At 66.8% G+C, this 25,134-nt stretch carries 22 protein-coding genes; 8 read left to right on the forward strand and 14 right to left on the reverse strand.

Features of this window, described 5'->3' with window-relative positions; all coding sequences use genetic code 11:
- Window positions 1-8: 8 nt before the first annotated feature.
- From E5790_RS07690 to E5790_RS07730, 9 genes are all read right to left on the reverse strand, one after another.
- Window positions 9-1,373, reverse strand: a complete 1,365-nt coding sequence (locus tag E5790_RS07690) for a VOC family protein (protein WP_111206371.1) — start codon at window positions 1,371-1,373, stop codon at window positions 9-11.
- Window positions 1,374-1,533: 160 nt separating this feature from the next.
- On the reverse strand, window positions 1,534-2,022 hold the full coding sequence (locus tag E5790_RS07695; RefSeq protein WP_049405514.1) for a hypothetical protein: 489 nt from the start codon (window positions 2,020-2,022) through the stop codon (window positions 1,534-1,536).
- A gap of 31 nt (window positions 2,023-2,053) precedes the next feature.
- Entirely contained in the window at window positions 2,054-2,806 is a 753-nt protein-coding gene (locus E5790_RS07700) for an HAD family hydrolase (protein WP_049397778.1), read from the reverse strand.
- Window positions 2,807-2,901: 95 nt separating this feature from the next.
- Entirely contained in the window at window positions 2,902-3,312 is a 411-nt protein-coding gene (locus tag E5790_RS07705; protein ID WP_014035758.1) for an EF-hand domain-containing protein, read from the reverse strand.
- A 232-nt stretch (window positions 3,313-3,544) separates the two neighbouring features.
- Window positions 3,545-3,916: a hypothetical protein gene (locus tag E5790_RS07710; RefSeq protein WP_046428249.1), complete on the reverse strand. Its 372-nt coding sequence runs from the start codon at window positions 3,914-3,916 to the stop codon at window positions 3,545-3,547.
- 209 nt (window positions 3,917-4,125) lie between these two features.
- Window positions 4,126-4,839 carry a M15 family metallopeptidase gene (locus tag E5790_RS07715; RefSeq protein ID WP_229653734.1) on the reverse strand — a complete coding sequence of 238 codons (714 nt, stop codon included), beginning with the start codon at window positions 4,837-4,839 and terminating at the stop codon, window positions 4,126-4,128.
- On the reverse strand, window positions 4,772-6,358 hold the full coding sequence (locus E5790_RS07720) for a serine hydrolase (protein ID WP_111206367.1): 1,587 nt from the start codon (window positions 6,356-6,358) through the stop codon (window positions 4,772-4,774). Before E5790_RS07720 ends, E5790_RS07715 begins: the two co-directional genes overlap by 68 nt.
- The gene (locus tag E5790_RS07725) at window positions 6,346-9,345 is read right to left on the reverse strand and encodes a TonB-dependent receptor (protein ID WP_136191721.1); all 3,000 of its coding nucleotides are present in this window, start codon (window positions 9,343-9,345) and stop codon (window positions 6,346-6,348) included. The genes E5790_RS07720 and E5790_RS07725 overlap by 13 nt, the downstream gene beginning before the upstream one ends.
- Window positions 9,346-9,396: 51 nt before the next feature.
- A complete protein-coding gene (locus tag E5790_RS07730; protein WP_111206363.1) occupies window positions 9,397-10,869 on the reverse strand; it encodes a transglutaminase-like domain-containing protein in 1,473 nt (490 codons plus the stop codon).
- Window positions 10,870-11,001: 132 nt separating this feature from the next.
- On the opposite strand from E5790_RS07730, the gene E5790_RS07735 reads away from it, so the two are divergent.
- From E5790_RS07735 to E5790_RS07760, 6 genes are all read left to right on the forward strand, one after another.
- Window positions 11,002-12,441 (forward strand): SH3 domain-containing protein, encoded by a 1,440-nt coding sequence (locus tag E5790_RS07735; RefSeq protein WP_111206361.1) that lies wholly within the window; start codon window positions 11,002-11,004, stop codon window positions 12,439-12,441.
- Window positions 12,438-13,532: a dipeptide epimerase gene (locus E5790_RS07740; RefSeq protein ID WP_014645715.1), complete on the forward strand. Its 1,095-nt coding sequence runs from the start codon at window positions 12,438-12,440 to the stop codon at window positions 13,530-13,532. Before E5790_RS07735 ends, E5790_RS07740 begins: the two co-directional genes overlap by 4 nt.
- A 514-nt stretch (window positions 13,533-14,046) precedes the next feature.
- Window positions 14,047-14,895: a MurR/RpiR family transcriptional regulator gene (locus E5790_RS07745; RefSeq protein ID WP_032957791.1), complete on the forward strand. Its 849-nt coding sequence runs from the start codon at window positions 14,047-14,049 to the stop codon at window positions 14,893-14,895.
- Between the two features lie 15 nt (window positions 14,896-14,910).
- On the forward strand, window positions 14,911-15,672 hold the full coding sequence (locus tag E5790_RS07750) for a L,D-transpeptidase family protein (protein ID WP_049441421.1): 762 nt from the start codon (window positions 14,911-14,913) through the stop codon (window positions 15,670-15,672).
- A complete protein-coding gene (locus E5790_RS07755) occupies window positions 15,669-16,970 on the forward strand; it encodes an amino acid permease (protein WP_014645712.1) in 1,302 nt (433 codons plus the stop codon). Before E5790_RS07750 ends, E5790_RS07755 begins: the two co-directional genes overlap by 4 nt.
- Window positions 16,971-17,080: 110 nt before the next feature.
- Window positions 17,081-17,404 (forward strand): hypothetical protein, encoded by a 324-nt coding sequence (locus E5790_RS07760; protein ID WP_014645711.1) that lies wholly within the window; start codon window positions 17,081-17,083, stop codon window positions 17,402-17,404.
- Window positions 17,405-17,511: 107 nt separating this feature from the next.
- Here E5790_RS07760 and yiaA read toward each other — a convergent pair whose 3' ends face one another.
- On the reverse strand, window positions 17,512-17,964 hold the full coding sequence (yiaA, locus tag E5790_RS07765) for an inner membrane protein YiaA (protein ID WP_014645710.1): 453 nt from the start codon (window positions 17,962-17,964) through the stop codon (window positions 17,512-17,514).
- A gap of 168 nt (window positions 17,965-18,132) precedes the next feature.
- Between yiaA and E5790_RS07770 the strand changes: the two genes are divergently transcribed.
- Entirely contained in the window at window positions 18,133-19,299 is a 1,167-nt protein-coding gene (locus tag E5790_RS07770; protein ID WP_049441419.1) for a PQQ-dependent sugar dehydrogenase, read from the forward strand.
- A 110-nt stretch (window positions 19,300-19,409) separates the two neighbouring features.
- Here E5790_RS07770 and E5790_RS07775 read toward each other — a convergent pair whose 3' ends face one another.
- From E5790_RS07775 to folB, 4 genes are all read right to left on the reverse strand, one after another.
- Window positions 19,410-19,961 (reverse strand): hypothetical protein, encoded by a 552-nt coding sequence (locus E5790_RS07775; RefSeq protein ID WP_049441418.1) that lies wholly within the window; start codon window positions 19,959-19,961, stop codon window positions 19,410-19,412.
- Between the two features lie 128 nt (window positions 19,962-20,089).
- Complete coding sequence (locus E5790_RS07780; RefSeq protein WP_014645707.1) at window positions 20,090-22,264, reverse strand: glycoside hydrolase family 3 N-terminal domain-containing protein; 2,175 nt, start codon at window positions 22,262-22,264, stop codon at window positions 20,090-20,092.
- Window positions 22,265-22,392: 128 nt separating this feature from the next.
- Complete coding sequence (locus tag E5790_RS07785; RefSeq protein ID WP_046428231.1) at window positions 22,393-23,664, reverse strand: mechanosensitive ion channel domain-containing protein; 1,272 nt, start codon at window positions 23,662-23,664, stop codon at window positions 22,393-22,395.
- A 91-nt stretch (window positions 23,665-23,755) separates the two neighbouring features.
- On the reverse strand, window positions 23,756-24,109 hold the full coding sequence (gene folB, locus E5790_RS07790; protein ID WP_005407807.1) for a dihydroneopterin aldolase: 354 nt from the start codon (window positions 24,107-24,109) through the stop codon (window positions 23,756-23,758).
- A gap of 357 nt (window positions 24,110-24,466) precedes the next feature.
- Between folB and E5790_RS07795 the strand changes: the two genes are divergently transcribed.
- Entirely contained in the window at window positions 24,467-25,132 is a 666-nt protein-coding gene (locus E5790_RS07795) for a hypothetical protein (protein WP_041863013.1), read from the forward strand.
- Window positions 25,133-25,134 lie beyond the last annotated feature (2 nt).

The raw sequence follows: 25,134 nt of genomic DNA on the forward strand, positions 1-25,134 counted from the left end.
CTCTACCTTCACGCGGTGCGCAGCGCCGCCAGCGACTCAGCCTGCAGCCGCTCGTAGATCTCGAACTCGTCATTCACCGCCACGCCCAGCGCCTGCTCGAAAGCCTCGCGGTTGGCGTGCGCGGCATACGCGCGCTGTTCTTCGCCGCCCAGGTTCGACTGGAAGATGCCCGCGGCACTGACCGGCAGGAAATCCTCGTAGACGATCGGATCGGCCGTGGCCAGGCCGGCGGCCACCAGCACTTCGGCAGGCAGATCGGCCACGCGTTCCGGCGCGGCGCGGCCGGCGTCGGTCAGCTGGTAGCGGTAGTAGCCCAATCCTTCCTGGCGCAGCGTGTCATGGTCATCCGGGAAGCTGGCGAATACCGCCTGCAGGCGCTGCCCGTAGTCGCCACCGGTACTGCCTTCGCCACCGGCATCGCGTGCCTGCGACAGCAGCTGGTCGTACAGCGCGCGGCCCTTCGGGGTGAGCGCAAGGCCGCGTTGTTCGATCTCGCCGAAGCGCGCGGTATGGGTGCCGGCATCGCCACCGTCCGCATCCGGGAAATGCACGGCCTCTTCCAGCGCCTTGAAGCTGGTCTGGCGCAGCAGGATCGGGCAGGCGCGGCGCGGCGGCCCTTCGATCACCGCCTTGGCCGCCATGCCGTGCTCGATCATTGCCGCCTGCGCCGCGTCGATGTCCAGCGTGCGCGGGGTCAGGTGGTTGATGTGCGGGCCACGGAAACTGACCACGTCGGCCACCAGGCGGTGCGCATTGTGCAGCGCGTGGTAGGTCGGCAGATCGACCGTGGCATCGCCGTGCCAGCGGAAGGTTTCCAGTGCTTCGTCGACAAAGCGCTCGGCGTCGGCCTGCGACAGGCCACCGTCACGCTCGGCCTGGTCGATCGGCGCCAGTGCGCCGTCGGTGAAGATGCGGCGGCGTGCCAGGATCTTCGCCGACTCGGCACGCAGGGTTTCGTCTTCGATCAGCTCCAGGCGCAGCAGCGAGGTGAACACGCGGAACGGATTCTGCGCCAGCGCGGCGCCGGTCAGCGGGCGGAACGCGGTGGAGTGCACCGGCACGCCGGCTACCGACAGGTCGTAGTAGCCGACCGGGTACATGCCCATCACCGCGAACAGGCGGCGCAGCGTCGCCAGCTCCTGCGCGGTGCCGACGCGGATCGCGCCATGGCGCTCTTCGTCCAGGCGCGCACGCTCGTCGTTGCGCTGCAGCTGCGCGGCCAGTGCCGGGTCCTGGGCAAGCACCTGCGCGTTGATCCGCTCCACCAGTTCCACCAGCGTGCCGTACAGCGGCACTTCGGTGCGGTACATGCGGGACATGGCCTGCGCGAACAGGCGGCGGATCACATCAGGCGAAACGAAAGAGGCGCTCATCAGTCACTCGATTACGGGAACGGGGAACAGCTCGGACCCGTATTGTCGCCGGAGCGCGCGGCGGCGGCGATACGCAGAGCAACATGGCCGGGTAATGCCGGCCGCTGGCCGGCAACCTCCTGATGCCTGTAAGGGTGCAGTTGCCGGCCAACGGCCGGCACTACCGCTTCAACTGCCGCTTCAGGGTGGCATCCAGGGTGATCGGCCGGTCCCAGTGCTGGTAGCTGGCCACGATGGCATGCCGCACAGCGCGGTAATGCAGGTTGTCCGGCTTGGCCGGCATGCGCTTCACCACCGCTTCCCAGCCGCCCTCCGGGTCCTGGCTGAAGGCGCGCACGCTGTCGCGGCAGGTCTGGCCGCTGGCCTTGGCCCAGAAGCAGGCGAAATAGATATCCCCGGCCTGCCAGCCATGGGTGGTGAACAGCGCATTGATGTAGCCGCGGGGGACATCGGCGTAGCGCGACACTTCATCGAGGAAGGCATCGGGGTAGCGTTCGGCGTAATGGTTGATGTCCTGCAACTGGGCATCGATCCAGCGGTCACCGGTTGCCACCTCATACGCAGCCGAACGCTCGGCGGTCTGCTGGGCCAGTACGGTGGCCGGCGCCAGCAGCAGGGACAACAACAGCGCGCGCAGTCGAACGTTCATGCCACGATTCTGCCGCAGCTGCCGGGCCCTGTCAGGCCGCCGCAGCGGCCTTGGCCTCGATCGCCGCCAGTGCGGCCGGCCAGTCGTGGGCGGTATCGGCGGTGACCATGCGCGGTTCGTCGTCGGCCACGCCGTGCTGGGTCTCATGGGCCCAGGTCACCGCGTACGGGGTATGCACGCCCCAGCCACCCAGGGTCACCACCGGCTCGATGTCCGAGCGCAGCGAGTTGCCGACCATCACGAAGCGCTGCATCGGCAGGTCGAATTCGGCCAGCACGCGGGCGTAGGTCTCCGGGTCCTTCTCGGAAACGATCTCGATGCGCGGGAACAGCTCGGCCAGGTTGGCGACCTTGATCTTCGCTTCCTGGTGGAACAGATCGCCCTTGGTGATCAGCACCACCGGGTAGTGCTCGGCGATGGCCGCCACCGCTTCGCGCACACCGTCGATCAGTTCCACCGGGTGGCGCAGGGTATCGTGGCCGATATCCAGAATGCGCTGGATGTCCTTGGCCTCGATGCGCTGGCCGGTGATGTCGATGGCCGCCTCGATCATCGACAGGGTCATGCTCTTCACGCCGTAGCCGAAGGTACCCAAGTGGCGCTGCTGAACTTCCAGCAGGTGGCGCGCGGTCTGGGTGTCGTGCACGTCGACATAGCGCGACAGCAGGTCAAGGTAATCCTGCTCGGCCTTGCGGTAGTAGTCCTCGCTCTTCCACAGCGTGTCGTCACCGTCAAAACCGACCAGGCCGATGGCGCGCGACGGCGCAGGCGTGGACGTGTTCATCGGCCAAGGATACAGGGGTGGCGATGACGAGAAAAACCCGGGCGGCCGCAGCCGCCCGGGTCCCCATGCACCGGTCTTCCCGAATCAGGTCTGGATCAGCGGCCCTGCGCCGCGCCGGCACCCGCACCGGCCTGCTGCGCGGCCACGTAGGCCTTGTACTCGTCGGCGCTCAGCTCGCCGTCCTTGTTGGTATCGGCCTGGTCGAACACCTGGGCCAGGCCGGCGTTCACCTGCGCCTCGGTCTTGCTGATGGTGCCGTTGCCATCGGTATCGATGCTGGCCCAGGTCTGGCCACCACCGTTGGCCTGCGCCGAGGCCGCTGCGGCCGCATCGGTCGCCTGGTCAGCCGCCTGCCCGGCCTGTGCTGCCGCCTGCTGGGCCTGCGCCGCTTCATTCTGCGCATGTGCGGCCTGCTGCTTGGCCGACTGGGCCATCGCCGGAATGGCCAGCACGCTGCCAGCGGCGACGATCAGGGCGATCAGGGGCTTGCGGTTGCGAATAGTCATCAGGGGTGTCTCCTGCATATTGGGTGGTGTTGCGCGGCCTGTTGTTTCCGCACGGCACCTACCCTGCCACCGCGTTTCTGAATCGATTTTGGGCCGCGACCGGCCTCCACACGCACGATTAACCACTCGCATCCACGCATGCTTTAGCGCGCTGGTTAGCGAGGAGTGAGCGGCTCATAAGATGCGCATTCAACGCCTCTGCATTTAACCGGCAGGCAACGAAAAACCTGCGTCAGTCGACGGTTTTTTCCAATGACCGCGAACTGAACAACACCCATCCCAAGGCGACACCGGCGAGCGCGCCGGCGATTTCCAGCACGACACGGCTGCCGAGCTCGTTCGGATCGTGGATGGTGGCCAGGAACAGGCGCGCGTACAGCGGCGACTCCAGTCGCACGATGCCCATGTAGAACAGCTTCCACGCATCGATGCCAGCGGAGGCCACCACCGAGATGACGCAGGACCAGCCGATCGCATGTCCCACCGACCAGTGCAGCAGCCGGCACAGCCGCGACCACACGAAGTACACCAGCAGCCCGACCAGCAGGGCGATGGCGCCGGCTTCCAGGGTGCCGAGCAGGCCGAAGTGCAGGGGAAGGTTCATCGGGTGGGCAGGGATGAAGAGGCGGCCAGTGTAAGGGATCTGCGCCGGACCCAATCGGCAGCCACAGTAGATCCACGCCATGCGTGGATGAATCTCCATCCAAATCGAATATCTCGACGATTGAACAAGGAGCAGCCGAGCATGGGCTCGGCTCTACAACGGACCACGCGGGAAACTGTCAGAGGCGGGGCGCAGCCCTGCCGATGCCTCTACCGTACCGGGACGTCGTACGCGGTGCCGGGATCCGGTTCGGGCTGCAGGGTGTAGTGCCACCACTCCTGCGGATAGTTGACGAAGCCCCGCCGCGCCATCGCGCGCACCAGCTGCTGGCGATTGGCCTGTTGCGCATCGCTCAATCCGCTTGCCTGCGTATGCGCGCGTGGACCGAAGAAATCGAAGTCGGTGGCCATGTCCAGCGGCGTGCATGCACCGCTGCGGCAATCCAGCAGGCCCAGATCAACCGTGGCACCGCGGCTATGGCCAGAGCGCTCGGCGATGTAGCCGTCGGCCAGCAACCGTGGTTTGTCCAGGTCCGGGTACTGCTGTGCCTTGCGCGAGCGCTCGCGCGGATCGTTCACCCAGGCCATGAAGGCCTGCACCGAACGCACCGGCCGGTAGCAGTCGTAGAGGCGCAGGCCGAAGCCATTGCCGCGCAGGTCCTGTTCCACCTGTGCCAGCGCCTTCGCCACCGGCGCCAGCAGATAACACGATGGCGCCTCGTAGCCGGGCACGCGCGCACCGGTGAAGTTGTTGGCACCGGCATAGCGGATATCCAGGTCGATGCGCGGCGACAACGTGCGGATCTCCACCAGTCCGGCGCTGGCCGCGTCGGTTGCCGGTGAAACGCGCGGTGGCTCAGCGGCGCTGGTGGTCGCCGCCAGCGCAGTCGCCAGTACGAGTGAAGTGCAGGTCCTGGAAGTCATAGCTGAAGTCGATGTCCGGGTCGATGGCGCGCAGGTCCAGCGTCGGTGCCGGGCCTTCGCCTGGCTGCAGCCACGCCTGCGCCTCGTCGCCCAGCGTATCCCAGCGCAGCAGCCAGCGCCCCTGCAGCTGCAGCACCGTGGCCTGCAGCCGGGGCGACTTGTCCACGCTGAAACGCAGGCCATCCTTGCCCGGGCAAAGCGAGGCCGCGCCCAGCCACGGATCGCGGTAGCGGCCCTGCCAGCGGGACAGGTCCATGCGGCTCGTCTCCTGCGCCGCCGCGGTGGATGGCCGCGAATGGCCGGTCGCGGCCCGCGTTGCCTGGTCAGCCTTCAGTTCGGCCAGGTAGTCCATCGCCGGACGCGCATCGTCCGCTGCGGTGAAGCGCTTCAGCGCGGCCTGCATCAGGGCCATGCGTGCGTCCTCGCCTTCGCCGTTGATCAGCATCACCACGCCCACCTTCCGGTCAGGCAGCAGCGCCAGCGATGAATACATGCCTGACAGCGTGCCGGTGTGCGCCACTTTCCACTGGCCGTCCATGTCGGACACGCGCCAGCCATAGCCGTAGCCGTAGAAGTGCGCGTTGTCCCAGCGCCGCTGGCGTTCACCCAGCGGCATCGGCATGTGCAGGGTCCACAGCGTGCGGCGCTGCTCCGTGTCCAGCCAGCCGGGCGCCAGGGTGGGATCGAGCAGCACCTGCATCCAGCGCGTCATGTCGCGCAACGAACAACGGATGCCGCCGGCCGCCATCGACGGCAGGTCCGGGCTGGTTCCACCATCGGCGTTCACCACTTCATTGCGTTCGCCACGCCAGGCATGCGGCTGCGCTACGTTGCCCACGCGTTTCACCGACCACGCCCCCACCTGGCAGCGCGTCATGCCCAGTGGTTCGAACACCTGCTCGCGCATCAGCTGGTCATACGGCTTGCCGCCCGCCGCAGCGGCCACTTCACCGGCCACCACGTACATCAGGTTGTCGTAGGCATAGTGGCTGCGGAAGCTGCTGACCGGCTTCAGGTGCGCCAATCCGGCGATGATGTCGGCGCGGGTGAACGCGTTCGGCTCCGGCCACAGCATCAGGTCCCCGGCGCCCAGGCCCAGGCCGCTGTTGTGGATCAGCAGGTCGCGCACCTGCATCTGCTGTCCCACCCACGCATCGTGCATGCGGAAGCCCGGCAGATGCCGCTGCACCGGATCATCCCAGCGCAGCCTGCTCTGCTGCACCAGCCGCGCCAGCAGTGCAGCAGTCATCGCCTTGCTGTTGGAGGCGATCTTGAACAGCGTGTCCTCGTCGATGCGGCCGCCATCGCCACGCGCGCCCTCGGCGTGGCGATAGACCACCTGCCCGTTGTCGACCACCGCCATCGCCAGCCCGGGCAGGTGCTCGAGCTGGACGACGGCAGCGACATCGGCATCGAGGGAGGCGGTCGCGGTGGTCTGTGCCACCGCAACCGGGAACACCGCCAGCGCCGCCGCGCAGACGCAGTTTCGAGCCTGCCGTGCGGGCTTCAATAGGCCCATGTCACGGTCAACTGCGCATAGCGCGGTGACTGGAAGCCGGTGCCGTAGCGGTACAGCGGGTTCGGCGTGCCGATGCTGTCCTGCGGCTCGTAGTCCTGGTCCACGGTCACCACGCGCTGCTGGTTGAGCACGTTGTACACCGCCAGCTTCAGGCGCAGATCGGTGGGAATCGGTACCTTGTACGAGACGCTCACGTCCAGGTCATAGGTCCAGGGCGTGCGGCCGTCGCCACCGCGTGGCGAATGCACGAACACGCGCTGGGATGGAACTGTCGCCTGGCAGTTGGACACGCACACGTAGTAGCTGTGGAAGTCGGTGTCGTCGAACGGATTGCCGGCGCCGAAGCGGGTAATCGGGCTGCCCGACTGCACGCCCAGGGTGGCGGCCACGCTCAGGTTCTCGGTCAGCGCGTAGCTGCCACGGAACTTGAACTGGTGGCGGCGATCATTGGCCAGGTAGCCATAGCCCCCGTAGTTCACCCACGGATTGTCGAAGTTCTCGGTGCGACCGGCATCGGCGAAGTCGGTATCGGAGTTGACCGGACCCTCGGCATTGCCGCGGCCATAGGCCAGCGTGTAGGACGCATTGAAGCCCCACTTGCCGTCCCACGCGCGGTCGACCTGCAGTTCCAGCGCCTTGTAGTCACGCTTGGGCTTCACCCAGCCGCGCTGGCCGACATAATTGCCGTTGTCGTCATACAGCGCCCAACCTTCCTTCGAGGTGTCGATGCTGATCCAGCCATCGTTGCGGCCGTCGCAGTCGGTGTCACCCCACACGGTGTTGGTGCGCCCCGGGTTGCCCATGATCCACACGCCGTCGACGGCACCACACTGGCCGGTCGCGGTGATGTTCATGTCATCGATGGCATTGTGCAGGCGCCGGTAGGTCACGCTGGCGCCTACCGACCAGGCCTCGTTGATCATCTGCTGGAAGCCCAGGATCGCTTCATCCTGGTAGACCGGGTCCATGTCCCGGTTCACTTCCGCGCGCAGGTCCGGCACGCTGCCGTCGCCCTGCGAGTTGTCCACCGGGCCGATCTGCGCGCCCAGGTTGGGGATGTTGTTGGCTGCGCCGGTGTAGCCGAGGAACTCGTACCAGGTGCGCTCGTCGAGGAAACCACCGGCCTGCTTGATGTTGATGACGTTGGCCACCGGCAGGAAGTATCGGCCCAGGTTGCCGAACACCTTGGTCGTGCCATCGCCGCGCACGTCCCAGGAGAAGCCCAGGCGCGGGGCCAGCATGTCGTCGATCTTGATGTAGCTGCTGCCGTCGCCGCCCTTGTTGTCGAAGGCTTCCAGGCGCAGGCCCATGTTCAGCAGCAGATTCGGCGTCACCTGCCAGTTGTCTTCCAGGTAGTAGGCCGAGTTGATCGTCTCGAAGGCCCCGTCCACTTCATAGCGACGGGTGCGCACGACCACGCCGCTGGCCGGCACCACGCCACCGTTCAGCGAGCTGCCGGGAGTGCGGTAGTAGATGTCGTAGCGGAAGCCGCCCGGGCCCGGATAGGCGCGGCTGTAATCGGAGGTGTTCTCTTCCCGATCCAGGCCGAACCGCAGCAGGTGGTTGCCCAACGTCCATTCGAAATCCGCGCGCACGGCCTTGCGCGTGTCCAGCGCCGACTCCAGCTGCGAGCTGCTGGTGCAGCTGCGGTCGCCCTGCAGCGACGGCGGCACGCCCTGGCCGGCCGTGCGGTTGTCGAACACGCGGTTGCAGTTCTGGTCCATCAACGAGCTCTGCACACGGTTGCGCTTGTTCTCGCCGTACATCAGCTTCATGGTCAGGTCGTTGTTGACCTGCCAGCTGTAGGTACCGGACCAGTTCTTGCCACCCACCGTGTTGTAGATCTGGTTGCTGCGCTCGCCCACGGTCTGCCCCGTGGCGTAGTCGTAAGCGTAGACGTCGGTGAGGGTCTTGCTCTTGTCCGAGAAGCCGAACAGCGACAGCATCTGGTTGTCGGTGATCTGCCAATCGATCTTGCCGCCCCAGAACGGATCATCGGCCTTGCCCTGGCTCAGGCGCGTGCCGGCATCATTGGTCGAGGTGGGACGATAGTCGCGCGCCTCGTACATGCCGAAGAAGAACAGGCGGTCCTGCACCAGCGCACCGGAAGCGAACACATTCAGCGCGCTGCGGCTGTAGTCGTCGCGGCTGGCGGTGATGTAGCGGCTGCCGCTGCCGTCGTAGCGGTCGCGTGCCTGCGACTGCCACGCGCGCGGCTCGAACACCAGTTCGGCACCGGCCTTGAAATCGTTGCTGCCCGAGCGGGTCACCGCATTGATGACGCCGCCGGTGCTGCGCCCGAACTCCACCGAGTAGCCGCCCGTCTTGACCTGGAATTCCTGGTAGAACGAGAACGGCACCGACGAGAAGCCGACCCGGTTGTAGAAGTCGGTGACGTTCAGGCCATTGATGTAGACGGTGTTCTCGGCCACCGACGAACCGCCGAAGGAAATGCCCTGCCCGCCCAGCGACCCCTTGCCCTTCACCGCGCCCGGCGCGAGCAGCGCCACCGCGGTGATGTCACGGTCCACTGGCAGGCGCGACAGCTCCTCGCGGGTGATGTTGGTGGCCGACTCGGTGGACTTCACATCCACCATCGACACCACCTGCGGCGCCCGCACTTCGACCGTGCCCAGGGTACTGACCGCACCCAGCGGCACGTTCACCGTGGTCGCGCTGCCGAGACTGACCGTCACCTGGCCGACACGGCTGGCGCCTCCACCCGGCAGGCTCACCTCCATGTCATAGGTGCCGACCGGCAGCAGCGGAATGCGGTAGCTGCCGTTGGCTTCGGCCTGCACGGAGCGCACGAAGCCCGTTGCCGGGTTGCGTACGGTCACCGTGGCACCGGCCGGTACCTGGCCGGCATCGCTGACCAGCCGGCCGACCACTGAACCATCCTGTGCGAATGCGCTGGGCGCGATCACGCCCAGACACGCCCCGAGAGCGACGCACAACGCCGCCCGCTTGATGCTGTAAGCCTTCATCCCCTGCTCTCTCCTGCAAGAATTGAATGGTGTGGAATGCGATGTGTCGCGCTAGCGTTGCCTGGCTGGCAGTACCCGCCACTGGAAGTCGTAGCTCCATTGGTCGAAGTACAGGTTGCCGCCTGCCCACTCGGCCTCGCCGCGCTGCGAGTCGACCGTTTCCGAGCGGAAGTGCTGCTTGGCCGGCACGAGGGGCTGGCCGAAATCATCGTTGAAGGCGATGCGGTAGCCATCGAGGCCACCCAGGTAGAAGTTGCGCAGGGCCGGCACATCGCTGGCCAGTGCGCCGGTGGTCACGTCCATCGGCAGCCAGCCATACGGCGCCAGGTAGACCTGTCCCCAGTCATGCAGGTTGTTGTAGCCACTGCCATCGTCGGAGAACACCATGCCCGACTGCCAGCGCGCGGGAATGCCATTCAGGCGCAGCAGCGCGATCAGCAGCAGGGTCTGCTGCCCGCAATCGGCATGGCCGGAACGCAGCGCGTAATCGCTGATGTTGCTGAGCGTGGAATATTCGCGCGCACCGGCCCAAGGAATACGGTCGACCGCAGCAAACAGCTTGCGCACCACTTCATATGGGCGCGTCTCGCCCTGCAGCACCTGGTCGGAGAACAGCTTCAACGCAGGGGTGAAGCGCACATGCGGCAGCTGCTCGGCCAGATACGGCTTCAACGCCGTATCGGCCGGGGTCGGTTGCACCACGGCCGGGTCGATCGCGGTGTGCCGGGCGAAGATCGTGACCGCGTAGCGGATCTCGAAGCGGGTCGGCTGCCCGGCCACCGCTTTGGCCTCCAGATAGGCCGTGCGTTGCAAGGTGCTGGCCGGTGCCACCCGCGCCTTGCCTGGGCTGCTGCCCAGCCACTGCACCTGCTCCTGCTGGCCGGGGATCTCGCGTGGGTACGGAATCCAGGCACGCACGGTTTCGCCGGCCGGCACGGCATCGGCCTTCACCGTGAGCGATTGGGTGAATTCGATACGCTGCGGCAGCACCGACGCCCGGCCACTCTGTTCGGCCGCGGCGACCACGCGCGTGTGGTGCGCGTTGAGCACTTCGTTGGGCCCTGGAGGCGGCATCGGTGCATCCGCACGGCGGCGTGCGCGTGCTTCGTCGCTGAGCAGGAACAGGTTCGACGGTGCGCGCTTGAAGTACCAACGCTCGCCATCGATATCGAGATGCTCGATCAGGCCAAGCTGGTCCCAGCGCGCGAATTCCTCGTCGGTCAGGTCGGGAATCCAGCGGCGCACGGCAGACTTGGCGGCGGTTTCGTCGAGGGAAAGATCCAGGCGGATGCGGCGCATGCGCTCACGCTGGAACGCGCCTTCGGCAGCATCGCTCCCTGTCGCCAGCAACGCATCGGCGTCGCTGAAGCGGCCGCCGTCGATCAGGTCGATCACCTGCGCCTGGCGCGCACGCTGCTGGCTGCTGCGCCCGTCTGCCGCCTGCGTGACCGACACCCACAGCAGCAGCGCGGCACACAGGCCGGCAGCAGCAGGCAGACGCGGTTTGCGAATGGCAGGATCCACAGCGACACTTCCCCAGCGCGGGTGGTAACGGCTGTGTAACACGGACCGGGATGCCGGTCAATAATTTATTCTTGCTTTCGATGCCGAAAGGAATAAATATTCCACAAGGCATTCGAGGAGGGTGTGCACCGCATGAGCCTGGCTTCCCGCGAACGGCACCGGCATTGGCCGCGCCGCTTGACCTTGGCCCTGTGCCTGCTGGCCGCACCGGCCTTTGCACAGGCCGCCCCGGCGCCCGATCCCGGCGCACCGCTGCCCTATGTGATCGGCCTGCACGAGGCCTACCTGACGCCGCAGTACTGGGCGGCGCGTCTGGACAACGCCGATGCGCCGATCCTGGATCGCGCGCAGATCGAGGCGCAGAACGCACGGATGCGGGCGCAGGACATCCACATCCAGGACATCGCGGCGTTGCCAGCCCAGCTTGATGGGGCGACGGTGCGTGCCAGCATCACCGCGCTGTCGAGCTGGCCCACGCGCACCCTCTACAGCGACAAGGGCACGCCCATCGCGCCGGCCCTGCGCAGCGCGATCGAAGCCAACCTCGGCCTTGATGCGATTCCCGCCCAGGTGGCACCGGCCTACGGGCTGGTGGTGAAGCGTGCCGCACTGCGCACCTTCCCCACCCGCGAGCGCGTCTTCAGCACCGTCGGTGACACCGACATCGACCGCTTCCAGGAATCGGCACTGTTCCCCGGCGACAAGGTCGCCGTGGTCCACCGCAGTGCCGACGGCCGCTGGCTGTTCGTGCACAGCGAGCGCTACAGCGCGTGGATCGAAGCCGACGCCATCGCCAGCGGCGACAAGGCCACGGTGCTCGGCTACGGCGCGAAGGGACCCTACCGGATCATCACCGGTGCCACCGCGCAGACCGCCTACACCCCGGAAGAACCGCGTGTCTCGCGCCTGCAGCTGGACATGGGCGTGCGCCTGCCGGTGCTGGCCGACTGGCCCGCGTCAGAACCGGTGAACGGCCAGCAGGCGCACGCATCGTGGGTGGTGCAGCTGCCGGTACGCGAGGCAGATGGTCGCCTGAAACTGGTACCGGCCCTGCTGCCGCGCTCGCAGGACACCGCCGCCGACTACCTGGCCCTGACCCCGCGCCTGTTGCTGCAGCAGGCCTTCAAGTTCCTCGGCGAGCGCTACGGTTGGGGCCACGACTACGACACCCGCGACTGCAGCGGTTTCGTCTCCGAGATCTACCGCAGCTTCGGCGTGCTGCTGCCACGCAATACCAGTGCACAGGCGGTCAGCCCGGCGCTGGATCGCCTGCCGTTCACCGGCAAGGACGGCAAGGCACTGCGCGACCGTGCCGTCACCGACCTGAAGGTCGGCGATCTGGTCTACATCCCCGGCCACGTGATGATGGCCATCGGCCACGTCGACGGTCGTACGTGGGTGATCCACGATACGGCGGGCGGCAGCTGGTTCGGTGCCGACGGCACGCGCGTGCAGGCCCATCTCAATGGTGTTTCGGTCACGCCGCTGGAGCCGATGATGGCCAGCGATACCGTCCGCTACATCGACCGCATCACCAACATCCAGCGCCTGCGGGCCAAGACTCCTGAATGAAGATCACCGCCATCGAACTGGGCATGCTGCGCGTGCCGTTGAAGACACCGTTCAAGACCGCCCTGCGCACGGTGGAAACCGTGGAAGACGTGGTGGTGCTGATCCGCACCGACACCGGCAACACCGGCTATGGTGAAGCCCCGGCCACCGCCGTGATCACCGGCGATACGCACGGCTCGATCATCGAAGCGATCCGCCACTTCATTGCCCCGCGCCTGATCGGCCAGGACGTGGTCAACCTCAACCACCTGTGCACGCTGGTGCAGACCGCGATGGAGCGCAACACCAGCGCCAAGGCGGCGGTGGAGATCGCGCTGTACGACCTGTGGGCGCAGCTGCACGGCGCCCCGCTGTACCAGATGCTCGGTGGTGGCGACCCGGTGATCACCACCGACATCACCATCAGCGTGGACTACATCGACAAGATGGTGGCCGACTCGCTGTCGGCAATCGAACGCGGCTTCGAGTCGCTGAAGATCAAGGTCGGCAAGGACATCGGCCTGGACATCGAACGGGTCAAGGCGATCCATGCCGCCGTGGAAGGCCGCGCCCTGCTGCGCCTGGACGCCAACCAGGGCTGGACCGCCAAGCAGGCAGTGCATGCGATGCGTACCCTGGAAGACGCCGGCGTGGTGCTTGAACTGCTGGAGCAGCCGGTGAAAGCGGCCGACATCAGCGGCCTGAAGTACGTCACCGACCGCGTCAACACGCCGGTGATGGCCGACGAAAGCGTGTTCAGCCCGAGCCAGGTGATGGACCTGATCCAGCAGCGCGCGGCCGACATCATCAATATCAAGCTGATGAAGACCGGCGGCCTGTCCAACGCGATCCGCATCGCCGACATTGCCGGCATCTACGGCGTGCCGTGCATGATCGGCTGCATGATCGAATCGAGCATCAGCGTGGCCGCCGCCGTGCACTTGGCCGTGGCCAAGAGCGATGTGATCACCAAGGTCGATCTGGACGGCCCCTCGCTGGGCCAGTTCGATCCGGTCAGCGGCGGCGTGCATTTCAACGAATCGGAGATCAGCATCAGCGACGTGCCGGGGCTGGGCATCACCGAAGTGCGCGGGCTGGAGATGCTGGGTTGATCTCTGCCTTGCGGCTGACGTTGCCTGCCACTGACGCTGGGTCGCGCGTTACTTTTCTTTTCGCGAAAAGAAAAGTAACCAAAAGAAACGCTCCGCCGGCCGCGAGCCGGTGCTACGCACCGGTTCCCTGCGCTCCTCGGCCCGTCGAGAGACGGCGCGGGAACTCGCTGCGCTCAGACACCCGCGCCTCTTCGCCCTCGCCGGACCTGCGGTGCTCGGCTCGCTACAAAGCGGACTCAACGTCCAATGCAACAGCTGCACCCAGTAGATCCACGCCACGCGTGGAAGCGCTTGTTTTTGCCCTACCCCGTAATCCCTTCGCGGCTGGCATGCGCGCGATGTGTCCAGGGTCGGGCGGGTGGGGCTTGCGGGGGTGTCCGCCGCATGGATGCGGCGGCCAAGCCTACACGGACGTACTTGCGGCGTCCCCCGCAATCCCCACCCGCCCGACCCACCCCATAATTCGCTTTATGCGGCCAACCGCAACGCCTTTGCAGACCCCCGGACACCCCGCATGCCGCCCCTGCTGAAGATCCGCACCGAGCGTGGGCAGATGTCGGCCATCGAGCGCCGCATCGCCGACTTCATCCTCGACAACGCCCACCTGCTGCGCGACTACTCCTCCCAGCAGCTGGCCAGCGCGCTCGGCATCAGCCAGTCCAGCGTGGTGAAGTTCAGCCAGAAGCTTGGCTTCAAGGGCTACCCGGATCTGAAGTACTCCATCGGCCAGGACGTGGCCCGCGCCGGTGCCGATCCGCAGCAGGCGCCCGACGAACCCGACAGCGGCGATGACTACCTGCGCCTGGGCGAGGCCCTGCGCCGTAGCAAGGCGCAGGCCGAGGAGGAAACACGCCAGGCCAATCCACGCGGGGAGATCGAGCGCATCGTGCAGCTGCTCGACGGCGCACCAAAGCTGTTCGTCTACGGCCTGGGTGACGACGGCCTGTTCGCCCGCGAGTTCGCCATGCGGCTGTCGCTGCTCGGACTGCTGGTGGTGCCGCATACCGATCCGATCCTGATGCTGGCAAACCTCTCGGCCGCACGCCCCGGCGATGCGCTGCTGATGTTCTCCGAGTTCGGCAACCTGCCCCAGCTTTCACAGTTGTCGCGGCAGTTCCAGGACATGGGTGGCAAGGTGATTTCCATCACCCGCCACACCGCCAACCCGCTGCGCGCGCATGCGGATGCGGCACTGGCGGTCTGCGCGCACGACCGCACGCCACAGGTCGCGCAGCTGCTGTACCGTAGCGCCATGCACGCCCTGCTCGATTTCCTGTTCGTGCTGCTCTGCCACACCAATCCGGATCGCCAGCAGCAGCTTGCGGTGAACCTGGAGCGGATCGACCACCTGCTGGATTCCTGATCGGAGCACTTGTTGATGAAATCGCTGGTTCGCCTCGCTACCGCTGCACTGCTGCTTGCTACGGCGGTGTCCGTTCACGCGGCGCCGCTGGATGGCGCGCGCCAGCTGATCGTGGTCACCAGCGAAGGCTGGGACAGCACCCAGGGGCAACTGCAGGCCTATGTGCGCGACGGCCAGGGCTGGCACCCGCATGGCCAGGCGTTCCCGGTGGCGCTTGGCCGCACCGGCAGCGCCTGGGGCCTGGGCCTGCATCCGGCGCAGGCCGATGGCCCGCAGAAGCAGGAAGGCGATGGCCGCAGCCCGGCCGGCATATTCGCGCTCGGCAGTGCGTTCGGCTATGCCGTCACCCGCCGCGGCACTGCCATGCCCTACCAGCCGATGCTGGACAGCAGCTACTGCATGGACGTGCCCGGTTCGCCGTTCTACAACCGCATCGTCGATGAAAAGAAGGTCGGCAATGCAGCGGTCAAGGGCTCCACCGAGCCGATGCGGCTGGACCTGCACAACAAGGGCGACGTGCGCTACCGGGAAGGCTTCGTCATCGCCCACAACCCGGACAACCAGCCCGGCAAGGGCAGCTGCATCTTCGCCCATCTGTGGCGCCAGCCCGGCGAGGCCACCGCCGGCTGCACGGCCATGCCGCAGGAACGCATGCAGGCACTGCTGGACTGGCTGCGGCCGCAGGACGCGCCGCGTTTCGTGCTCCTGCCGCGCGCGGAGTACAAGCGCCTGCAGGCGCAGTGGCAATTACCCGCGCTGGCCGGAGACGTCCGTTGAGCACGCAGGACGAACCGCAGCTGCAACGCGCGGTCAGCCGATGGCAGATCGTCGGCCTGTCGATCAACGATGTGATCGGCAGCGGCATCTACCTGCTGCCGGCCGCCACCGTCGCCCTGCTCGGCCCCTTCAGCCTGTGGGGCGTGGTCGCCGCTGGCATCGTCGTCGCGCTGCTGGTGCTGTGCTACGCGCAGGCCGCCAGCTACTTCGATGAACCCGGCGGCAGCTACCTGTATGCACGCGAGGCGTTCGGGCGCTTCGCCGGTTTCGAGATCGGCTGGATGATCTGGCTGACCCGCATCAGCTCGGCCGCTGCGCTCAGCAACGCGCTGGCCGACGCGGTTGCGCGTTTCTGGCCGTGGGCCGATGCCGGCCTGGGCCGCATCGCGGTGATCGTGGTATCGCTGGGCTTCCTCACCGGCATCAACATCATCGGCGTGCGCTCGGCCGCGCGTACCGGCGTGGTGCTGGTGATCGGCAAGATGCTGCCGCTGCTGCTGTTCGTGGCCATCGGTGCGTTCCACATCGACCCACAGCTGGCCTTCTCCGGCCAACGCCCGGACCCGCATGACCTGCAGCGCATGGGCGAAGCCGCCTTGCTGCTGCTTTACGCCTACGCGGGCTTCGAGAACATCCCGGCCGCCGCCGGCGAGTACCGCAATCCGCGCCGCGATATTCCGTTCGCCCTGATCACCATGATCATCACCGTCACCGTCATCTACGGCGCGGTGCAGGTGGTGGCGCAGGGAACGCTGGCCGGCCTGTCCAGTTCGGCCACCCCGCTGGCCGATGCCGCCGCCGGTTTCGGTGGCGAAGCACTGGCGCTGATCCTGACCGTCGGTGCCACCATCTCCATCCTCGGCACCAACAGCAACACGATGATGATGGGCCCACGCTTCCTGTTCGCACTGGCCCGCGATGGCTACGGCCCGAAGATCCTGGCCCAGGTGCATCCACGCTTCCACACCCCGGCCGCGTCGATCCTCTGCCAGGGCCTGATCGCGCTCGGCCTGGCCCTGTCCGGTTCGTTCGTGCAGCTGGCCCTGCTGTCGATGACGACGCGCCTGTTCGCCTACATCGGCACTGCCGCAGCAGTCCTGGTACTGGCCAAGCGCTACGCCGACCGCCCGGGCGCCTTGAAGCTGCCCGGCGGGCCGTTGATTCCGGTGCTGGCGCTGCTGCTGTGCCTGGCGCTGTTCGCCAGTGCCAGCTGGCAGAACATCGCTGCTGCGCTGGTGGCGTTCGCCATCGGCGCGGTGATCTACACGCTGCCGCGAAAAGATACCGATGCCGGATGACCGATAGCGCCGGGCCATGCCCGGCGGATTGATCTGGTGATCACGCTGCCGGACCGGGCCGTTAACCGCCACACAGGCACGATCGGGCTACGTCCACAACGGAGCCTTCCATGACCGAGTACCAGATCCCCGGCCGCGTACCGGACGACAGCACGCCGCGCGACGCGATCAGCAACTACTGGCGCGAACGCTACACGGCCGAGCCGTACTACGACGACCAGCTGTTCTTCGAGGACTACGAGCCGGCCTATCGCATCGGCCACGCCGCGCGTGCACAGGACATGATCCGCGCCTATGAACAGGTCGAGGCCGAGCTCGAATCACGCTGGGCCAACGAACGCGGCCGCAGCCGTCTGGACTGGGCGCAGGCACGCAATGCGGTGCGTCGTGGCTGGGAGGAGGCACAGCTGGCGGATCCGCGGCTCGCACGATAGCGCCAGGCTTCTGTAGAGCCGAGCCTACGCTCGGCTCTCGCACCTCGTCTGTAACGTCGAGCCACGCTCGACTGAGCCGAGCATGGCCCGGCTCTACACCGGATCGATCACTCCTGTTCCGGCAGCGGCGGCACGATGGCGCTGCGCTTGCTCTCGCCCCCACCGGCGGCGATCAGGTCGCGGGTGTTCTTCTGCACCGCCACCGCGCCGAACAGCGACAGCGCATACGCCATGCCATAGAAGCCCTTCTCACTCGGCGCCAGCGTGGCATTCCACAGGCCGACCAGCAGCAGCATCAGCGCCGACAGCAGCGCGAACCAGCACAGCGCGTAGTACAGGCCACTCACCGGAATGCCTTCGACGCGGTCGCGCACGCTCTTCTGCAGCGACACCGCCGCGAACAGGCCGAACAGCAGCAGGGTCAGGTAGTAGCCCTTCTCGTTGAGCGCCATCGTGGCGTTGAACAGGCCGATCAGGTACGCCGCCGCCCCCAGCAGCAGGGCCACCCAGGAGGCGGCGATGAAGGCGGTGGACGGCTTGTGGGGCATGGCAGTGTTCATTGCAGGTCCTTGGCAGGCAGGCGGGCACGCTTTGCCCGGGCGTGCCCACCCTAGACGATCCCGCCGCGCTCGCACAGGGGGCGCAGGACCTTCGGGCCACGACGCTCACGGTGCCGGTGGTATACAAGGGACAGCCCGGCCATCCGCATCCCCGCACTGGAGATACCCATGACCCGCACGCCCCTGCTGCTCGCCCTCGGCCTTGTGCCGATCCTTGCCACCTCCGCCTGCAATGCCGCCGATCCGGCCGCCAACGGTGCGCAGACCGCCACGGCGGCCTCTGCCGCCACCGACCAGCGCCCGTTCAACGCCACCGAAGTCAGCCGCTTCGACCAGCCCTGGGCGATGACCTTCCTGCCCGACGGCAGCCTGCTGGTCACCGAAAAGCGCGGCAAGCTCCAGCACCTGGACCCGGCCAGCGGCCAGAAGCACGAGATCACCGGCGTTCCGAAGGTCGCCTATGCTGGCCAGGGTGGTTTCGGCGACATCATCCTGCACCCGGATTTCGCCCGGAATCATGTCGTTTACGTCAGCTATGCCGAGGAAGGCACGCTGGATACCCGCGGTGCCGCGGTGGCCCGGGCCACGCTGGCACTGGATGCCAACGGCGGTGGCCAGCTGAAGGACCTGAAGGTGATCTGGCGGCAGAGCCCCAAGGTCAGCGGTGAGGGTCACTACGGGCATCGCCTCGCCTTCGGCCCGGACGGCAAGCTGTGGATCAGCTCCAGCGAGCGCCAGAAGTTCGATCCGGCCCAGGACATGGGCAGCAACCTCGGCAAGATCATCCGCCTCAACGACGATGGCAGCCTGCCCGCCGACAATCCGTTCGCGTCGCAGGGCGGGGTGGCCGCACAGGTCTGGTCGCTGGGCCACCGCAACATCCTCGGCATGGCCTTCGATGCCAACGGCAAGCTGTGGGCGCACGAGATGGGCCCGGCCGGCGGCGACGAACTGAACCTGATCGTGCGTGGCGCCAACTACGGCTACCCGATCGTTTCCAACGGTGACCATTACGACGGCCGGCCGATTCCCGACCACGACACGCGCCCGGAATTTGCCGCGCCGAAGGTGACCTGGACGCCGGTGATCTCGCCGGCCGGCTTCGTGATCTACAGCGGCACCCTGTTCCCGCAGTGGAAGGGCAGCGGCTTCATCGGTGGCCTATCGTCCACCTCGCTGGTGCGCGTGGCCTTCGATGGCGACAGCGCGCGCGAAGCCGAGCGCTTCAACATGGGGGAGCGCATCCGCGAAGTGGAACAGGGCCCGGACGGCGCGCTGTGGCTGCTGGAAGACGGCAGCAAGGCGCGCCTGCTGAAGCTCATGCCGAAGACCTGAGGTAGTGCCGGCCGCTGGCCGGCACCCTGGATCCTTCCGGCATCCTGCGGTTGCCGGCCAGCGGCCGGCACTACCCTTGCCAAACGGCCCCGCACGCGGGGCGTCTGCATTCATTGGATGGTGATGACCTTCACCTCGGTCTTCGTGCAGGCCTGGTCCAGGCACTGGCCGCTCAACCACACCTGGCCGCTGCCGATCATCACGCCCTGCTGGTTGACGAACACCTTGCCGAAGTCCTGCTCGGACACCGCCTTGACCACCTCCGGCGTGATGATCTTCTCGTAGTTGCGCTGGAACTCTCCGGGGCCGGAGATCTTCTTTCCGCCGCTGATGTTCAAGGGGAATCGCACTTCCTCGACCACCGCAGCGCGATCACCGCCGACCACCGCGGCCTTGAACGCATTGAAGACCTTTTCGAACTGCGCGGCATCGCCGAGCAGCGACTCGATGCGCGCACGCGCATCCTCGGCGGACACCTCGGCTGCCGGTGCGGCAGGTGCAGCGGCGGCTTCGGCAGCCGGCGCCGCCGGTTCAGCCGCAGGTGTCGAAGCAGCACTGGCCTCCATCGGCGGCGGCGCATCCGCTGCAGGCTCGGCCGGCGGCGCCGGCTGCGAACAGGCCGCCAGCAGCAGGGCGGGAATCAGGTAGGCCATCCGGCGCATGCGCGCACTCCATCGAACAGGAGGCCCGATGGTAGCGCCGCCACAGTGAGGACCACAAAAAAGGGGACGGAGGGGATTAAGTCGTTTTGGCACAAACGACTTAATCCCCTCCGTCCCCTTTTTTTCGATCAGGCCTTCAGCAGCTCGAACTGCACCGCTTCGCCGGCGGCCGACGAGGCACAGACCCACAGGTCGAACTGGCCCGGCTCGGCACGCAGCACGCCGTCGCGGCCGGTGAAGGCCAGTTGCTCGCGGGTCAAGGTGAACACCACTTCGGCTGACTCGCCCGGCTGCAGCGCCACCTTGCGGAAGTCCTTCAGTTCACGCACCGGACGCACGCGGCTGGCCACGCGATCATGGATGTACAGCTGCACCACTTCCTCGCCCGCCACGCGGCCGGTGTTGGTCAGCACGGTGGTGATGGTCAGGGTGTCGTCCCAGCCGAGCTGTGCCGTGCTCAGCTGCGGCACGCCGTAGGCGAAGGTGGTGTAGCCGATGCCATGGCCGAACGGGTACAGCGGTTCATTGGGAATCTCGCGCCAGCGCGCCTTGAACTCCGACATGGTCGGCAGTTCCGGACGGCCGGTGCGCGGGTGGTTGTAGAAGTACGGTTGCTGGCCGGACACCTGCGGGAAGCTGACCGGCAGGCGGCCGGACGGGCTGTAGTCGCCGAACAGTACATCGGCCACGGCATGGCCGGTCTGCGTGCCCAGGTACCAAGTCACCGCCACGGCCTGCGCATTGCGCACTGCGCCCTGCAATGCCAGCGCGCGGCCATTGCGCAGCAGCACCACCAGCGGCTTGCCGGTCATCGCCACGGCCTCGGCCAGCGCCTGCTGTGCCGGCGGCAGAGTGATCTCCACGCGCGACTGTGCTTCGCCGCTGTAGCGCTGCGGTTCGCCCAGCGCCAGCACCACCACGTCGGCACGCAGTGCGGCCGCCACAGCGGCTTCCGTGCCGCCCGGAATCGCGGCTTCCAGTTCGCAGCCCGGCACGATTTCCAGCAGCGCTTCGTCGCCGATGGCGGCACGCACGCCGGTTTCCAGGTCCACGTAACGCTGCTTGTCGCCGAACAGCGTCCAGCAGCCTTCGATGTTCTCGCGGTCCTGCACGAACGGGCCGATCAGCGCGATCTTCTGCCCGGTCTTCTGCAGCGGCAGCACGTTGTCACGGTTGTTCAGCAGCACGATCGAACGCCGCGCGGCATCGCGCGACAGTTCGTCATGCGCGGCAATGTGCGAGGTATCCGCTTCGCGCGCCGGGTCCAGCGAACGGTACGGGTCGTCGAACAGGCCGATGGTCTCCTTCAGCCACAGGATGCGGCGCACGCCCTCATCCAGCACCGCCATCGGCACCTCGCCGCTCTCGACCAGGCCGGGCAGGTGCTCGGCATAGAAGCCGCTCTGCATGCTCAGGTCCAGGCCGGCGGTGAACGCCTTGGCCGTGGCATCGCGGTCATCGGCGGCGTAGCCGTGCGCGACCAGTTCCATGTCGGCGGTATAGTCGGAGATCACCACGCCCGGGAACTTCCATTCGCCGCGCAGGATGTCGGTCAGCAGTTCGGCATTGGCACTGGCCGGCACGCCATTGATGTCATTGAACGAGGACATCACGGTGATCGCGCCGGCCTCGAAGGCGGCCTTGAACGGCGGCAGGTGCACGTCGCGCAGGGTCTGCGGCGAGATGTCCACCATGTTGTATTCCATGCCGGCCATCACCGCGCCGTAGGCGGCGAAGTGCTTGGGCGTGGCCAGCAGCGAATCGGCCGCACGCAGGTCGCTGCCCTGGAAGCCACGCACGCGGGCGGCGGCGAACGCACAGCCCAGCACCACATCCTCGCCGGCACCTTCGGCGCCACGGCCCCAGCGCTGGTCGCGGGCGATGTCCACGGCCGGCGCATAGGTCCAGTGCAGGCCCGCGGCGGTGGCTTCGATCGCAGTGGCGCGCGCGGTGCGCTCGGCCAGGTCCGGCTCGAAGCTGGCGGCCTCGCCCAGCGGAATCGGGAACACGGTGCGCATGCCGTGGATGACGTCGGCCGCCAGGATCACCGGGATACCCAGGCGGCTCTCCTCGGTGGCGACCTGCTGGATGCGGCGGCCCAGTTCGGCGCCCACACCATTGAACAGCGAGCCGACCTTGCCCTCGCGCACTTGCTGCAGCACCTGGTCGGCATTGCGCACGTTGGCTTCCGGGTTCACGTCCGGGGCGAACGGGCGGACCATGTCCGCGAAGACACCCAGCTGGCCGACCTTTTCCTCGACGGTCATCTGGGCAATGAGGGATTCGATGCGATCGGAGGCCACCGGCAGTCCTTGATGAAAACGTTTACAAGCCCGGCATTCTAGCGATCCCGAGCCGTTTGGCGAGAGGTTTCTTCATTCAGTTTCAGCCACCAGCGGGGTCCGTATGGCCCCGCCGGGGGCACCGCAGCTTACTCCGAGCCGGCCAACTGGCGCTGCCCGGCCATCAACATGGCGTCACTGGAGGCCTGGAATACCCGCAGGCCGAAGGCCGGCAGGATCGCCAGCAGGTGGTCGAAGATGTCCGACTGCACCGCCTCATACTCGGCCCAGGCAGTACTGCGGGTGAAGCAGTAGAGCTCCAGCGGCAGGCCCTCGGTGGTCGGCTGCAGCTGCCGTACCAGCAGGGTCATGTCGGTATGGATGCCCGGGTGGCTGCGCAGGTAGCGCTCCACATAGGCCCGGAACGTACCCAGGTTGGTCACGCGGCGGCTGTTGACCTCGGCCACGCCCTGCTCGCGCAGGCGCCCGTTCCACTGCCCCAGTTCCTGTTCCTTGTCGCGCAGGTAGTCGCGCAGCAGCGCGAACTCGCCGAGGAAGGCCAGGTCACCCTCGTCCAGGAAGCCGACGCTGTGCTGGTCCAGGTACAGCGCGCGCTTGATCCGGCGCCCGCCGGCCTCCTGCATGCCGCGCCAGTTCTTGAACGACTCGGTCACCAGCTTCTTGGTGGGGATGGTGGTGATGGTCTTGTCGAAGTTCTGCACGGTGATGGTGTGCAGCGCGATGTCGATGACGTCGCCGTCGGCGTTCTGGCTGGGCATCTCGATCCAGTCGCCGATGCGCACGCGGCCATCGCCACTGATCTGCACGCTGGCCACCAGCGACAGGATGGTGTCCTGGAAGATCAGCATCAGCACCGCCGTGGCCGCGCCCAGGCCGGTGACCAGATAGCGCAGGTCGACGCCCGCCAGGGTAGCGACGATCGACAGGCCGGCGATCACGAAGAGGACGATCTTGGCGACCTGCAGGTAGCCCTTGATCGGCTTGTTGCGTGCCTCGGGACGGCGCTCGTACAGATCGTTGGCCGCATCCAGCGCATGCGAGATGGCCAGCACCACGGTCAGGATCGCCCACGCCTGGCAGGCGCCGATGATGAAGCTGACCAGGCCCGGCGGCAGGTCCGGCACGATGCGGATGCCCGAGGCGATCACTTGGCTGGGCACCACGTTCGACAGGCGCGAGATCACCCGCATCAGGTGGCTGCCGCGGCCAGTGTCAGCGCCCGGAAGGCGGCTCAGCAGCCGCCGCAGCCCGCGCAGCAGGATGCGCTTGGTCACCCAGTTGGCCAGGCCAGCGGCGATCAGCAGCGCCGAGATCATCAACGCCAGGTAGGCGCCGGGATAGGGTTCCAGTGTGTTCTGCAGCCGTTCCAGCCACTGTACCGCCACCACCGCGTCCACCATCAGTTGTCTCCTGTCTGTTTCGTTGTTGCCAAGGTTGCCAGCCAGCGGCCGGCACTACCGGGGTTGTCGGCCAGCGGCCGGCACGACCGGGTCAGTCCCGCGTGCGTTCGATGATCACGCCCACCGCGCGCGCGCCGCGCACTGCGCCCGGCTTGCTCAGCTTCAGGCGCAGCCACTTCACGTCGAATTCGTCCAGCACGATCTGCGCGCAGCGCTCGGCCAGGGTCTCGACCAGGCCGAACTCCGACTCGCGCACGAACTGTTCCAGGCGCTTGCTCACCGCCTTGTAGTTCAGGGTGTGGGCGATGTCATCGGTGGCAGCGGGGCGACGGTTGTCGAAACCCATTTCCAGGTCGAACACCAGGTCCTGGCGGATCCGTCGTTCCCAATCGTAGATACCGATCAGGGCGTCGATCGTCAGCCCCTCGATGAAAACCTTGTCCATTGCGCTTACCGGCACGAATACAGGCGGCCATGGTAACGGCACGGCGGTGAGCCTGCCCGGAACGGGCGGTGGGCCACCGGCGTGGGGCGGCCCGGAAAAAACAAAGGGCCCTGCTAGCGGGGCCCTTTGGTACTACCGTTTGTCCCCGGGGGGAGCTGAAATCCAGCCGCGAGTCCCGGTGGCGCAGGCACGCAGATTAGGCAAGGACCAGATCGCCGGTCAAGGCCAAATCCGACAGGACAGGTCAGGTATTCGTCCGAGGCAAAACGCAGAAAATAAGCCGCGCGGACAAGGACGTTCCCTGATGGTCGCCGCCGCCCACTCTCGCGAACATCGATTCCTCCTTCACCACCGCACATGACGATGGCTCCATACGATGTACTGCGGCGCGCGTTGTCAGCGGAGCGTCTGTCTACTTACGAGAGAATCGCATCGAGCTGCAGCCCCGACGTCACAGCCGAATCCCTGTACCTGTGGAACATGCGGATGTGCAGTGCACTGATGATGCCGGTCCATCTGTGCGAAGTGGTCACCCGCAACGCCGCTGCAGCTGTGCTCGCCAGGCAGCATGGCCCGCGTTGGCCCTGGAATGGTGCCTTCCGACGGAGGCTGCCAACCTCATCCAGTACTTCTCCGCGCACGGTACTGGAACAACTTGCCAGCCGCGTAACCGATACACCCGGGATCGTCGCCAACCTGCCGATGGTGTTCTGGCAGCAGCTCTTCACCTGTCGCTTCGACTCCACGCTTTGGATACCCGCACTCAGCAGGGTTCTGCAGCATGCTCCCTCTGCTCATCCCAGTGCCGTAAGGAAAGCCATCCATGCGGATATCGGACGCATCCGCCACCTGCGCAACCGCATCGCCCACCACGAGCCGGTCCTGGAACGTGACATCGGCGCCGACCTGGCCGCGATCGGGCGGCTGATCCATGCCCGCTGCCCACACACGCTGGGCTGGCTGCAGCGCCATGAGCGGGCGACAACCGTGCTGGCGGCGTCGCCGTTGGCAGTGCATCGGTAATG

Origin of the sequence: Stenotrophomonas sp. PAMC25021 (genome assembly GCF_004795795.1) — a bacterium.
GTDB lineage: Bacteria > Pseudomonadota > Gammaproteobacteria > Xanthomonadales > Xanthomonadaceae > Stenotrophomonas > Stenotrophomonas muris.

Excerpts from the sequence above, each read along its gene's own strand:
- E5790_RS07700 (WP_049397778.1), bottom strand. The coding sequence starts at position 2,806 with ATGAACACGTCCACGCCTGCGCCGTCGCGCGCCATCGGCCTGGTCGGT.
- E5790_RS07715 (WP_229653734.1), bottom strand. The coding sequence starts at position 4,839 with ATGACTTCCAGGACCTGCACTTCACTCGTACTGGCGACTGCGCTGGCG.
- E5790_RS07710 (WP_046428249.1), bottom strand. The coding sequence starts at position 3,916 with ATGAACCTTCCCCTGCACTTCGGCCTGCTCGGCACCCTGGAAGCCGGC.
- E5790_RS07760 (WP_014645711.1), top strand. The coding sequence starts at position 17,081 with ATGACCGAGTACCAGATCCCCGGCCGCGTACCGGACGACAGCACGCCG.
- E5790_RS07785 (WP_046428231.1), bottom strand. The coding sequence starts at position 23,664 with ATGGTGGACGCGGTGGTGGCGGTACAGTGGCTGGAACGGCTGCAGAAC.
- E5790_RS07705 (WP_014035758.1), bottom strand. The coding sequence starts at position 3,312 with ATGACTATTCGCAACCGCAAGCCCCTGATCGCCCTGATCGTCGCCGCT.
- E5790_RS07735 (WP_111206361.1), top strand. The coding sequence starts at position 11,002 with ATGAGCCTGGCTTCCCGCGAACGGCACCGGCATTGGCCGCGCCGCTTG.
- folB (WP_005407807.1), bottom strand. The coding sequence starts at position 24,109 with ATGGACAAGGTTTTCATCGAGGGGCTGACGATCGACGCCCTGATCGGT.
- E5790_RS07775 (WP_049441418.1), bottom strand. The coding sequence starts at position 19,961 with ATGCGCCGGATGGCCTACCTGATTCCCGCCCTGCTGCTGGCGGCCTGT.
- E5790_RS07795 (WP_041863013.1), top strand. The coding sequence starts at position 24,467 with ATGACGATGGCTCCATACGATGTACTGCGGCGCGCGTTGTCAGCGGAG.
- E5790_RS07745 (WP_032957791.1), top strand. The coding sequence starts at position 14,047 with ATGCCGCCCCTGCTGAAGATCCGCACCGAGCGTGGGCAGATGTCGGCC.
- E5790_RS07725 (WP_136191721.1), bottom strand. The coding sequence starts at position 9,345 with ATGAAGGCTTACAGCATCAAGCGGGCGGCGTTGTGCGTCGCTCTCGGG.
- E5790_RS07690 (WP_111206371.1), bottom strand. The coding sequence starts at position 1,373 with ATGAGCGCCTCTTTCGTTTCGCCTGATGTGATCCGCCGCCTGTTCGCG.
- E5790_RS07740 (WP_014645715.1), top strand. The coding sequence starts at position 12,438 with ATGAAGATCACCGCCATCGAACTGGGCATGCTGCGCGTGCCGTTGAAG.
- E5790_RS07720 (WP_111206367.1), bottom strand. The coding sequence starts at position 6,358 with ATGGGCCTATTGAAGCCCGCACGGCAGGCTCGAAACTGCGTCTGCGCG.
- E5790_RS07770 (WP_049441419.1), top strand. The coding sequence starts at position 18,133 with ATGACCCGCACGCCCCTGCTGCTCGCCCTCGGCCTTGTGCCGATCCTT.
- E5790_RS07695 (WP_049405514.1), bottom strand. The coding sequence starts at position 2,022 with ATGAACGTTCGACTGCGCGCGCTGTTGTTGTCCCTGCTGCTGGCGCCG.
- E5790_RS07750 (WP_049441421.1), top strand. The coding sequence starts at position 14,911 with ATGAAATCGCTGGTTCGCCTCGCTACCGCTGCACTGCTGCTTGCTACG.
- yiaA (WP_014645710.1), bottom strand. The coding sequence starts at position 17,964 with ATGAACACTGCCATGCCCCACAAGCCGTCCACCGCCTTCATCGCCGCC.